Source organism: Sphingobium sp. TomTYG74, assembly GCF_055393875.1.
Window position 1 is genome coordinate 532,284 of the sequence record NZ_AP027341.1, and the last position, 11,749, is coordinate 544,032.

The 11,749-nt window shown below is 60.9% G+C and carries 9 protein-coding genes and 1 tRNA gene; 2 read left to right on the forward strand and 8 right to left on the reverse strand.

The genetic code is table 11. From position 1 onward, the window contains the following. Positions 1–9 precede the first annotated feature (9 nt). From ACZ5TB_RS02780 to ACZ5TB_RS02810, 7 genes are all read right to left on the reverse strand, one after another. Entirely contained in the window at positions 10–1,722 is a 1,713-nt protein-coding gene (locus ACZ5TB_RS02780; RefSeq protein ID WP_464791928.1) for a right-handed parallel beta-helix repeat-containing protein, read from the reverse strand. A gap of 59 nt (positions 1,723–1,781) precedes the next feature. Next, complete coding sequence (locus tag ACZ5TB_RS02785) at positions 1,782–4,079, reverse strand: TonB-dependent receptor (RefSeq protein WP_464791929.1); 2,298 nt, start codon at positions 4,077–4,079, stop codon at positions 1,782–1,784. Positions 4,080–4,387: 308 nt separating this feature from the next. Further along, a complete protein-coding gene (locus ACZ5TB_RS02790) occupies positions 4,388–4,984 on the reverse strand; it encodes a TetR/AcrR family transcriptional regulator (RefSeq protein ID WP_464791930.1) in 597 nt (198 codons plus the stop codon). Positions 4,985–5,044: 60 nt separating this feature from the next. After that, complete coding sequence (locus ACZ5TB_RS02795; protein WP_464791931.1) at positions 5,045–6,073, reverse strand: DUF6538 domain-containing protein; 1,029 nt, start codon at positions 6,071–6,073, stop codon at positions 5,045–5,047. An 83-nt stretch (positions 6,074–6,156) separates the two neighbouring features. Next, positions 6,157–6,231: transfer RNA gene (locus tag ACZ5TB_RS02800), tRNA-Glu, on the reverse strand. Between the two features lie 288 nt (positions 6,232–6,519). Beyond that, positions 6,520–7,308 (reverse strand): SapC family protein, encoded by a 789-nt coding sequence (locus ACZ5TB_RS02805; RefSeq protein ID WP_449473299.1) that lies wholly within the window; start codon positions 7,306–7,308, stop codon positions 6,520–6,522. 190 nt (positions 7,309–7,498) lie between these two features. Continuing rightward, positions 7,499–8,938 (reverse strand): FAD-binding oxidoreductase, encoded by a 1,440-nt coding sequence (locus ACZ5TB_RS02810; protein ID WP_464791932.1) that lies wholly within the window; start codon positions 8,936–8,938, stop codon positions 7,499–7,501. A 77-nt stretch (positions 8,939–9,015) separates the two neighbouring features. Here ACZ5TB_RS02810 and ACZ5TB_RS02815 point away from each other — a divergent pair, with 77 nt between their 5' ends. Beyond that, positions 9,016–9,450: a hypothetical protein gene (locus tag ACZ5TB_RS02815; RefSeq protein WP_196225802.1), complete on the forward strand. Its 435-nt coding sequence runs from the start codon at positions 9,016–9,018 to the stop codon at positions 9,448–9,450. A gap of 123 nt (positions 9,451–9,573) precedes the next feature. After that, the gene (locus tag ACZ5TB_RS02820; protein WP_464791933.1) at positions 9,574–10,908 is read left to right on the forward strand and encodes a DEAD/DEAH box helicase; all 1,335 of its coding nucleotides are present in this window, start codon (positions 9,574–9,576) and stop codon (positions 10,906–10,908) included. A gap of 47 nt (positions 10,909–10,955) precedes the next feature. Here ACZ5TB_RS02820 and radC read toward each other — a convergent pair whose 3' ends face one another. Next, on the reverse strand, positions 10,956–11,651 hold the full coding sequence (gene radC, locus ACZ5TB_RS02825) for a RadC family protein (protein WP_464791934.1): 696 nt from the start codon (positions 11,649–11,651) through the stop codon (positions 10,956–10,958). Between the last annotated feature and the right edge of the window lie 98 nt (positions 11,652–11,749).

Consider the following 11,749-nt stretch of genomic DNA (forward strand, 5'->3'; position numbering starts at 1 on the left):
GGCGAGTTCCTACCGCCCACAACTGGTTCCTTGCGCGATGACGTGATTGCCATGGACCTCTGCTTGAGCGGCCCCGTCGGTGAACTGGTCGGCCACCCGACACAAGGGAGTAGTGCCTGTGCCTTTGTTGTCAGCAATCCGGGTGATCTGGACTTCATTGTTGGTCACATAACCCTTCACTTTGCTGGCGACATAGCCGCCAGCGATTAATATGCCAGCCTGGTCAGCATCGATGCTGTTGCGCATAACCTGAACGTCGTGGACATGGTTGCCCACGATATCGGCCGAGCCGCTGACTTCGCCAGCCGCGATCAATGCTCCACCGGCCACCAATATGCCGGTCTTTGCACCCGTGATGGTGTTCCCGTCATATTTGATGCCGCGAACCATGTTGCCGGTACTTTTCCCCGGCGCACCGACGTTGACCACGGGAGAGGCCAGCAGCCCCGTTGCGCACCCTGCGACCGTGTTGCCGGACACTTCGATGTCACTGACGGAAATTTCAGTCACCGGCGGCCCATTCATCTCTGGGAACCCCCCGATGGTGGCGATGCCGACGGAACAGCTTTTGCGTGGGCTGATCTGGTTGCCCCGCACACGGATGCCCTTCATGTGGATGTTGCGGGGAGGCTGCTGCCCCCCCATCAACGCTTCCACGCCCGCGATGAAGACAATGAAGCCGTTGCCGACGACCTTGTTGCCTTCGACCCGTACATCAGAGACGGATACGTCCGATGCATGGCCGTTCACGGCAACCGCGCCCCAGAGGTAGATGGCGGGGTCCGTCGCTTCGTCGAGCAGCGCGATGTCGTTGCCAGCGACGGTCAGGCGCGACAGCTGAGCCCCCCGATTGGGCGCGAACACCGTTTGCAGCGGCATGACATGCACTCCGCCTGCGAAGTCCTTGACGCTGTTGCGAGCAATCGTCACGTCTTCGATCACACCGTCGGGGGCGGAGGCGCTGGTGTCCTTGACGCCGTTATCGACGCCCACGATCGACATGGCGCTGTGCAGCATGCTGGGAAATTCCTCGCCGAACTGACGCGGCCCGCGGAAATCATTGTCGCTGATGACAAGGTCGCGGAGTGTGCCACGCTCCCCGGCGGCAGTGACCGCGCTGAAGGTGATGCCGCCTCCATTATGAAATTTGTTGCCGGTCACGCGCATGCCGGAAAGCACCTTTTTACCATCAGCGGACCTGAAGGAAAGCGGCGTCGCAAACCGCTCGAACGCCAGGTCCTTGATGGTGACATTGGCGCTTTCCACGATAAGGCCAAGTCCTCCGATCGGCGCGCCTTTGAAAAGGGGGACAGCGTTCACTGTGTCGCGCATGTCATCTGCGCCGTTGGTGAGTCTCACGCCCCTTCCGCCGATCGTGTCGCCATCATTGTCCCGCAGTATCGGCATCAGGCTGTCGACGATCAAAGGCGCGAAGGGCTGATCGGGTTTGGCCAGTATCTGAAGGGGAAGGCGAACGGCATTGCCCCGCACGGAAAAGCGGATGAGATCAGCAGCCGCAGGCCCAGGCGATCCCCGCACCTGCCGCCGCTCGGCCTTGCTCAATTGCGTAAGGGTCAGGCTGCCATTCGCCAGGCGGATGGCTTCGGCCAGCGAGAGGCGTTTGTCGCCGACCCGGCCAAGGCCATCGGCATCGTTGACGGTCAGCGTAGCGCCCGCCCCGACCGTCGCGGCTGCATGGCCGGGCTGTACAGCGCCGATCATCAACAAGAAGGCGAGTGACGAAATTGAACGACGCATTTTTTGTTGTCCCATGAAGGCCATTAGAAGGACACCCGCCCAAGTACGCCGACTTCGCGGCCGCGTCCGATGCTCACCGGAAAATATCCGGTCGGCGCACCGAACAGGCTGTAGATTTCGCCACCGCCCGGCATCCTTTTCCGTTCGTTGAGGAGATTGCGGGCGAAGAGTTCGATGGAAGCGTTCGCCTTGTCGAGACGCAAACCGGCGAACATGTCGACCTGGAAGGAAGATGGAACGCGGCGTCCATCGGCAGGCTCGCGGGCGACTGGCGAGTAATCGGCCAGCAGCCGCACGAAGCCATCAAGGCTGCCCGATAGGGCAGCGGTATATTCCGTGTTGGCGCTGACTTGCCATTTCGGCAAACCGCCCAAGGATGCGCGTGACGTGCAACGGCTGAAGTAGCGGCCTGCCTGCACAGCAGGAATCCCCTGGGAGTCAGCCTCGCCATCACCATTGAAATCGTTGCACGGGATTTCTGCGTCGTCGAAATGGGCATTGGCGTAGCTGACGGTCAGTTGCGACATCCAGCCCTTTGCCATCGCCAGGCGCGCATCGAACTCGACGCCGCGCGCGCTTGCATCGCCGTTGAAGGTCGGGCCGAGCGATCCGGTCCCGCAAGGGTTGGTGCCATTTGGCGGCAGGCCGTCCTGCGTCGCGAAGACCGTTCCTGGGATCAGCCCTACGCCCGCAGGATTGCCGGTGCAGACGATGCCCTGGACGTTGGAAATATAGCCGTTGAACTTCTGATAGAAGGCTGCTGCGGCAATGCTGAGTTTTTCATCGAAGAACAAACCCTTGAAACCGACTTCAAAGGAGTTGGACGTTTCCGCCTTGTATCCGAACTCGGTCGCGGGGATCTGGGGATTGGATAGGACCAGATATTCCTCGTCTCCGCCCGGCCGGAAAGCGCGCCCCCAATTCGCATAAGCCGTCAGGTTCTCGTTGAACTTATGCGTATAGCTCGCGCTGCCGGTCCAGGCCTTTGCCGAGTCCGTGACTGCACGCCTTACTCCGACTTCGACCTTGTCACGATGCGACAGGTTGAAGGTATGGGTCATGAAATAGCCCATTTCGATTTGCGATGGAGAGCCCGAGGTATCGACAAAGGTACAGGGCAGCCCGAAAGCAGCGAGTGGCCCCGGCGTTGTCCGGCAGTCGCCATTGGCGCCGGTGAAGTCGATCAGGACATTGACGTTCTGCTCGACGCTTCGGCGGAAGATGCCCAGACGATAGTTCCAGAAGTTGTCGCCGGTCCGTTCGATACGCACCTCATGCGTCCAGTCGCGCTGATCTGATATCGTGTCGGTGTACAGTGCGATGGGTATCCGGCTGAAGGGCGTGGTTAGCAAAGCGTTCCCGGAATCGCTGTCCGATGTGGTGCCAAAACGCGCCTTGGAATGGCCGCCGGTATAGCTTAGCCGGTGGCCTGCAAAGTCCCAGACCGCGTTGAGGGTCGTGATCTGCGTGTCGGTCTCGATCCTGCCCGCAAGGTCAGCGACCGATGCGCGATCAGAGGCGCTGAACGTTCCAAATTCACCTGATCCTTCGACCTGGGCGCTAGATCTGCCCCGGCTTTGCAGGCGTTGATGAACGAGGTCAAAGCGCAGGTCGGGATTCGGCTGCCACGTCAGGCTGGCACGCCCGCTGCTGGTCCTGGACCGATCGCGCTGACCGTTTACGACATTGCGGATGTCCGCGCCGCGCCCTTTTTCGTACAGGCCCGCAACGCGCAGGGCGAGCGAACCCTCGACGATAGGCATCGATACCGCACCCTGAATATTCAGGGCATCCAGATCGGTATAGCTTGCCATGGCATAGCCATCGGCGCGGTCGAGCAGGGGGCGGCGGGAGGCGATAAGGATTGCACCCGATGGTCCTGTGCCCGCCCGCAGAGTCCCCTGCGGTCCGCGCAGGACTTCGATCTGGCCGACGTCATATTGCGCCTGGATCTGTGCGGCGCGTTCGGAAACCACCTCATTGAAATAGACATCCACGGTCGGTCGGGTCAGCGTCAACGTGTTGAACTTGACGCCTCGCAGGGAAACGGTGCCACCGCTGACATCAAGGCCGGGTACAAGCTTTTGGATGTCAGAGAAGTTGGTCAGATTGAACCGCTCTATTTCCTGCCCGGTCACTACGTTGATCGACTGCGGTACGTCGGTAAGCCGCTCTTCACGCTTTTGTGCCGTGACGATGATATCGGCCGTCACCACAGCGGCGCCACTTTCGGACTGCGCGGAGGCAGGTGCCACGGGCAAGGCCAAGATGAGGGCGCCGGTGGCCGCCGAGCAAAGAAGCGAGATACGATTGAAGCGCATATAATCCCCCCTGTTTCGGGCACAGTGGCCCGATCACCGGTCGATGTCCGCCGGTGTGTTTACCGTTGCAAAAGAACTAAATTTGGCTGGGGAGTGCAGCTACGGTGAAAATATCATCCCAATGCATCCTCTCTGAACTGTTCTATTATGAACCCATGAGTACAGTTTAAGGAGGCGTGGTCAAGAGGCTATTTGTAGGAGGAATTAGAGTCTCGTGCGCAAAAGTGGGAACCGGTTTTGCGCCTAAAACGATGCGATAACAAAAAAACTAGAGCGCGCGACCTGCGTCCGATTAAACGTAGCGCGCTCTAAACGTTCAGGCGGGTCGAGATGAGGTCGACTGCGGTGTCGGCTTCGGCGAGCAGCGCCTCCATTTGCGGCCCTGTCTGAGCGCCGATCAGGCATTGAAAATGCGATCCGCCGTGCAGAAGTGAGCGTAAGCTTCTGGACAGTTCACCTGCATCGATTGAGGATGATCGGCCCTGTGTCCCGCTCTCGATGGCAAGTCTGACATGCTGCCAGATGTCATGCTCGCTCCCATCCGCGAACATCTGAGAAAATTTATGGTTCGCACTCTCCGCGATCATGAGCCGCATCATCGCCAGGGAATAATCATTCATGACGAGAATAAGGTAAGTGCGGGCGAATGTCTTAAGTCGATCGATCAAACTGCCTTCGCCCCGAAGAGCGGCCGCGAGATAGTCCATCGTGGGGCGGGAACCCTGCACGATAATGGCTTTCAGCAAATCCTCACGCGATTCAAAATAATTGTAGATCGTGACTTTGGAGCAGCCGACTTCACGGGCGACGTCGTTGAGCGTGGTGCCGTGATATCCCCGCTGTTGGAAGACGCGTGCGGCTCCTTCCAGTATCTGTGTGCGCTTAGCCTCTGTCTTCCGTCTCACAACCGCTGCTCCCGCTGACCTGCTATTATGGCCCGGTCACGAGGCGCGCAACGTTGATGATTATCCGAGGATTGCCTGAAGCGCGCCCAACTGCTTCTTGACGGTCGTAGCGCTGATTTTTCCTCCCTCGACCTCGCCGAATTTCGCAAGACGCGCGGTGAACGTGAGGGCGCGGTCCGCCGCAGGCATTCGGGACGGCATCTTGACCACCGCATCGAGCCAGTTGTGGATGTCGTCCTCGGTCACCTCCATAGCCGGAATGTCGCCGATATAATCGATGAATTCCTCAGCTGCGCGGCGATACTCACGGGCGGTTTGGGGGCGAGGGTTCATACCCTCTTTCCACTTCTCGTACAGTTCGAGGAGCCGCATGTCGGGCCGGAGCCGGGACGTCGCGCCGACAGGTTTGCGCGCGGAGCTTTCTTCCTCCAACCGGGCCAGGTCCAGATAGGCGGCAACGACCTCGCCGATGCCATCCGGCATTTCAGCGCGACAAGGATTCGCATAGCGGGCGATCTGTTCGACGAGGCGATCTGCCTGGGCGAGCTGGGCATCCCGTTGCGCGATGGGATCAGATGACCGCCACATCCCCTGCTTCGGCCAAGAGCGACCGGCTCCCCTCTCTCGCAGCTTGGTTTCATGGGCCCGAAACAAGGCTGCGTTGGTCGAAAGCTCCCACCAGCGGTCGGCAGAGGCCAATGGTATGTTGAGGCAGGCGAAGAGCTCCTCCGCAAATAGGCCCCGATCGACTTCCTGAAAGGCGAGACGAAGCCGCTCATGCCCGTCCAGCCCACCGTCAGGGGCGCCCCCTTCAAAATAGGCTTGGATGAGCTGCTCAGCTTGGTCGCGTTGGCAGGGGCGGGGGTCTCCCGTCGCGGCAAGCCGTTGCCGCGCGATCTCGAGCTGCTGCTCGAACTCCGCGTTCACGGCGATGAACAACTGGGCCGCCCGGACGAAATCCTTCGTGCGCAGCGACTGCTTGTGCACCGCCCGCATGCCGAAAGCGGGGCGGAGGTTCTCGGGGATCTGTCTGCGGAGGTAATATGCGCCTGTCTTGGGGTGCCGCCACGGCTGTGCCATCTGTGCCATTCTCGTCTCGCTGTACCAAGGCGCTGTACCAGCGAGAGGTCAAGAAAGGCTGAATCGCAGCATTCCGCGCCCAAATGGGCAGATGGTGACCCCTACGGGAATCGAACCCGTGTTTCAGCCGTGAGAGGGCCGCGTCCTGACCGCTAGACGAAGGGGCCATGGCCGCATGGGCGGCTGGCAGGCGGTGGCGTTTAGGGGGAGAGGGGTTCGCCGTCAAGTGAAACCCCTTGCCCAGTTCGGCCCATAAAAAACCACCCCATGTATTACATGGGGTGGCCAAGGTTCAGGGAGGAGACGCCTCCAAAAGGGGGAGGCGCCCATACGACACACCCGAAAGGGGGGCAGGTGCGCCGTATGTTTGGGAAGATAAAGAAGGTCCCGCTCACTTTCAAGTGGCGAGCAGAAACCTTTTCTATCGCATTATTGATGCAGGTTAAATTACAGGGTCAGGCGTCGGCGGTCTGGGGCGCCGCCGGGACGGAAATCGGACCTTTGCCCTGCGTGATCTGCGACTCGAAAACTTCGCGTATGAGCTGCAGCGAGAAAAGATGCGCGTAGATAAGGGGCAGCATGCCGTTCTGGCTGATCTTCCGCAGCTGATCGCCACGCATGTCACGCAGCTTTTCCTCGTTCACCATGCGGAAGCCGCGATAGACGAAAGGCTGATCGTTGCCGGGCACCTGGATGGCGACTTCACCGTCCATCAGCAGGTCCAGTTCCTTCAGGTCCTTCATGAACTGGCCAGTACGCGCGGCAGCCTGTTCGAAATCCTCGCAGAATTTGAGGACGCCCTGGGTGAGTTCGGTCGGCTTGCCATCCTCAAAAAGGGGCTGGCCTTCCTCAAACTCGCCGACCGCTTCGCTGGTCGGATCGAAGCAGAGCGACAGTTCGTCGGTGTCGGGGCGCAGCTTCGCCAGCATCCAGGGATAGCGGCGGACATAGGCGGGGACATAGGCGGGGCCGCGCAGCTTGCCTTCGTCGTCGAGGAAGGTGTTTACGCCTTCGTTCAGGCCCATCAGCGCCAGCGGCACCGCTTCGTCACCGGCCGAGAAGATGATCGGCACGAAACGTTGGGCCGCGACGAATTCATCGACGGTCAGGGGAACGGCATGCTGTTTCGTGAGGAAGGGCGCGGATTCCACCGAGCGGCTGCGATAGCTCGCATGATCGACGCTGCTGAGCGGGAGCAGGTCGTTGTAAAACACGGGGAGATTATTGGCGGGCGCGCTAGCCATGATGCTGTTCTTCCATCCTATCGAAGCAGCGCATGTTGGCAGCGCTGCCTTTCCTAAAAACTGGGTGTGGGCGATAAAGACCTTGTGGGTGGGAGGCAATTGCTTTGTCGATCCGCCCCGCCGCCCCGCCGCCCCGCCGCCCCGCCGCCCCGCCGCCCCGCCGCCCCGCCGCCCCGCCGCCCCGCCGCCTCTAGCCCTCTTCGGGACGGGGAATGAGCTTGTCCGGGTTCATGAGGCCAAGGGGATCAAGCGCAGCCTTGATCGCGCGCAGGGCATGTAGCCGGGCAGGACTGGCAAGGCGGCCGAGTTCGGCCCGTTTCATCTGGCCGATGCCATGTTCCGCCGAAATGGAGCCGCCCGCCGCGACGACGGCATCATGGACGAAGGCGTTGATCGACTTCCCTTCTGCCGCGATCCAGGCGGGGCCGTCCGTCGTTCCCTTGGGCGCGCGGACATGGAAGTGGACATTGCCATCGCCAAGATGACCGAAGGAGGAGGCGGTGGTTCCCGCGAAGGCGCGTTCGGCCGCTGCGGCCATGTCGATCATGAAGGCGGGCATGCGGGCCACGGGCACGCTGATGTCATATTGCAGCGCCGGTCCCTGTGCCCTCTCCGCTTCGGACAGTGATTCGCGCAGGCGCCAGAACGCCGCTGCCTGAGCATCATTGGCGGCGATCGTGGCATCGACAGCGAGACCCTGTTCGAGCGCTTGAGCCAGCGCTCCCTCAAGACGCTCGGCGGGGGATGGGCTGGACAGGTCGGCATGATCGACTTCGATCAGCACATGCCAGGGCGTGCGCGTCTCTATCGGGCAGCGGGTGCCGGGAATGTGGGAGAGGACATGGCCCAGGCCATCGTCGGCGATAATCTCGAACCCCTCGACGCTGTCACCCAATTGCCTTTCGGTCAGGCGGAGCAGGGCGAGCGCATCGGCCGGCGATCGGACGCCGACCCAGCCGACTGCGCGGATCGCGATCGCAGGGACGAGGCGGAGCGAGGCGGCGGTGATGATGCCGAGCGTTCCTTCCGCGCCGATCAGCAATTGTTTGAGGTCATAGCCGCGATTGTCTTTCTTAAGCGCGTCGAGGCCATGCAGGATGGTGCCGTCGGGGAGGACTGCCTCCAGCCCCTCAACTAAGGCGCGCATCGTGCCATGGCGCAGCACCTGAGTGCCGCCCGCGTTGGTCGATATGAGGCCGCCGATCGTGGCCGATCCTTTCGCGCCGAGGCTGAGTGGGAAGCGGCGTCCGGCTTCCTCAGCAACATCGTGCAGGGTTTCGAGGATGACGCCTGCTTCGCATATTGCGAGATTGTCATCGGGAGAAAGGGAACGGATGCGGTTCATCCGGCGCAGAGACAGGATGAGTGCTGACCTGTCATCCGGAGGAGTCGCGCCGCCGACCATTGAGGTATTGCCGCCCTGAGGAACCAGAGGCACGTGAAGTTCGGCCGCGAGCGCCACGGTTGCCGCAACCTCCTCCGTATTGGAAGGCTGGAGAATGGCGGCAGCGGCGCCGTGAAAACGTCCCCGCCAATCGGTGAGCCAGGGAGCGATGTCGTCCGCGTCGGTGACAACGCCCTTTGGCCCCAGCAAGGCTGTGAACCTGTCGATGATGTCTTGCCCTATCATATTGCAATGCTATGCCCCGGAATTCATCGACGGTTCAACCACCGGCCCATAGCGTGCCGCCCCAAAAGGGGTTCGATTTGCTTCATTCCGTCCTGTTGCTCCTTGTCGCGCCCGTGAGTGAGCCCGTGCAATTGGCGCAGATGTCGATCGAGCAACGGATCATCATTCGCGTGCCGATGGCGAAAAAGGGACGAGCGCCCGCGCGCATCGCTCCGCAGGCGCGGCGTGCGTGGAAGGAAAAGAAGGGGCCGCGCTGCATCGCCTTGCGGTCGATCCGGTCGGCCAGCGTCATTGTGGATAATGGCGTCGATTTGCTGCTGGCAGATAATCACCGCTACAGGGCTCGGCTGGAGCGGGGGTGCAGTTCGACAGGCTTCTACTCAGGCTTTTATGTCGAGCCGGATGAGGATGGGTCGCTTTGTTCTGGGCGCGATGAATTGCAGGCGCGCAGCGGGCTTAGTTGCGTGATCGACAGTTTCCGGCGATTGGAAGAGGCGGACGGTGACGATTGACCGTCTATGGAAACGCGCTGCGATGCGCGATTTTCTTGACAAGATGCCAATATTTCCGCAAGGCGCGCGCGATTTCCGTGATGCATGAGCGCGTTGCGGAGAGCCTCTGTCCCGGACAATTGAATGACTTTTGCCGATCTCGGCCTTTCCGATGAACTGTTGAAGGCCGTTAACGAGGCCGGATACGATACGCCCACGCCGATTCAGGCGCAGGCGATCCCCCCCGTGCTGATGATGAAGGACATTATCGGCATCGCGCAGACGGGGACGGGCAAGACCGCCAGCTTCGTTTTGCCGATGATCGACATTCTGGCCCATGGCCGCGCCAGAGCGTTGATGCCGCGCTCGCTCATTCTGGAGCCGACGCGCGAACTCGCGGCGCAAGTTGCCGAGAATTTCGAGAAGTACGGAAAATATCACAAGCTCAACATGGCGCTGCTGATCGGCGGCGTGCAGATGGGCGATCAGCTCAAAGCCCTGGAAAAGGGCGTCGATGTGCTGATCGCCACGCCGGGCCGACTGATGGACCTGTTCCAGCGCGGCAAGATATTGCTGAACGGCTGTTCAATGCTGGTCATCGATGAAGCTGACCGCATGCTGGATATGGGTTTCATCCCGGACATTGAGGAAATCTGTACCAAATTGCCCTCGCAGCGGCAGACACTGCTGTTTTCAGCGACCATGCCCGCGCCGATCAAGAAGCTGGCGGATCGGTTCCTGAGCAATCCCAAGTCGATCGAGGTGGCGCGGCCCGCCACTGCCTCCACCAACATCACCCAGAGGCTGGTGAAGGTTGATTCGCGCAAGAAGCGCGAAGCCCTGCGCGCGATGCTGGAGCATGAGGAAGTGCTGAGCGCGGTGATCTTCTGCAACCGCAAGACGACGGTTCGTGAACTGAACAAGAGCCTGCAGCGCTACGGTTTCAAGTCGGGCGAGATTCATGGCGACATTGATCAGTCTTCGCGAATTGCCGAACTGGAACGATTCCGGGCGGGATCGGTGAATATCCTGGTAGCGTCCGATGTCGCTGCGCGCGGGCTGGATATCAAGGGTGTCAGCCACGTCTTCAATTTCGATGCGCCTTGGCATCCGGACGATTATGTTCATCGTATTGGCCGTACCGGGCGTGCGGGGGCATCGGGTGTCGCCTATACCTTTGTGACCCCGGAAGATGCAGAGGCGATCGACAATATCCAGAAACTGATCGGGCAGAAGATCGAAACGATCGCAGCTCCTGCCGGTGCCTCTGCAAAGGTGGATGAAGCCGAAGAGCCGCGCCGGAATGTGGAGCGCAAGCCCGCCAAGCGCAAGGACGACGAACGGCGGGAAGAGCCTCGTCCTGCCCGCCAGCAGGGTAATGGCGCAAAGTCACGTCGCCCCGATGTTCGGGACGAAGGTCCGGATGAGGGCTGGAACGGGCCTGTGCCTGAATTCCTTTCGGTGGGATTCGAGGGTTAGGAACGTCCGTGGAACGTCCTTCCTGCCGGTGGGTAAGAAGGACGATCCTACAATAGCCCCATCGCGCGCAGGCTGCTGTGCCCCTGCGATCCAATGATGATATGATCATGCACCGCGATGTTGAGGCGCTTGCCCGCTTCGGCGATCTGGCGCGTGATTTCGATGTCCTGACGGCTGGGTTCGGGCGAACCGCTGGGGTGGTTGTGGACCAGGATCAGCGCTGACGACCCGAGGTCGATAGCGCGGCGTATGACTTCACGTGTGTAGATGGCGGCCTGATCAATCGAGCCGTCGCCCATATGTTCGTCGCGGATCAGCATGTTGCGGCTGTTGAGGTGAAGCACGCGGACGCGCTCCACCGACAGATAGGCCATGTCAGCGCGCAGATAATCGAGTAGGGCCTGCCAGCTTGCAAGGACCGGGCGCTGTGACACCTCATTGCGGAGCATGCGCAGCAGGGTGGCATGCACGATCTTGACAGCAGCAATGCTGGTGTCGCCCATGCCGGGAACGCGCGCGATCGCCTGCCAATCCGCCGTCATCAGGCCGCCTATGCCGCCAAATTCACGCAGCAGCGCCTTGGCGAGCGGTTTGGTGTCGCGGCGCGGAATGGCAAGGGCCAGCAGATATTCGACAAGTTCATGATCGTGCAACGCATCACCGCCGCTCTCCGCCAGCTTTTGCCGCAGCCGGGCGCGATGACCCACGCCGTCATGGCTGACCACAACATCCCTGTCCGCCAATGCCTTATAATCCCCCGTTCAGAGAAAATGACCTATGCGTTGCGCAAATATCGAGCAAGGATATTTAGGGAGCCTCAGACGTTATGCAGGCGTTACGG

What these genes read in the sequence shown, in the direction of transcription:
- ACZ5TB_RS02810 (WP_464791932.1), bottom strand. Translation starts at nt 8,938, where the DNA reads ATGATAGGGCAAGACATCATCGACAGGTTCACAGCCTTGCTGGGGCCA.
- ACZ5TB_RS02805 (WP_449473299.1), bottom strand. Translation starts at nt 7,308, where the DNA reads ATGGCTAGCGCGCCCGCCAATAATCTCCCCGTGTTTTACAACGACCTG.
- ACZ5TB_RS02820 (WP_464791933.1), top strand. Translation starts at nt 9,574, where the DNA reads ATGACTTTTGCCGATCTCGGCCTTTCCGATGAACTGTTGAAGGCCGTT.
- ACZ5TB_RS02795 (WP_464791931.1), bottom strand. Translation starts at nt 6,073, where the DNA reads ATGGCACAGATGGCACAGCCGTGGCGGCACCCCAAGACAGGCGCATAT.
- ACZ5TB_RS02785 (WP_464791929.1), bottom strand. Translation starts at nt 4,079, where the DNA reads ATGCGCTTCAATCGTATCTCGCTTCTTTGCTCGGCGGCCACCGGCGCC.
- ACZ5TB_RS02780 (WP_464791928.1), bottom strand. Translation starts at nt 1,722, where the DNA reads ATGATCGGCGCTGTACAGCCCGGCCATGCAGCCGCGACGGTCGGGGCG.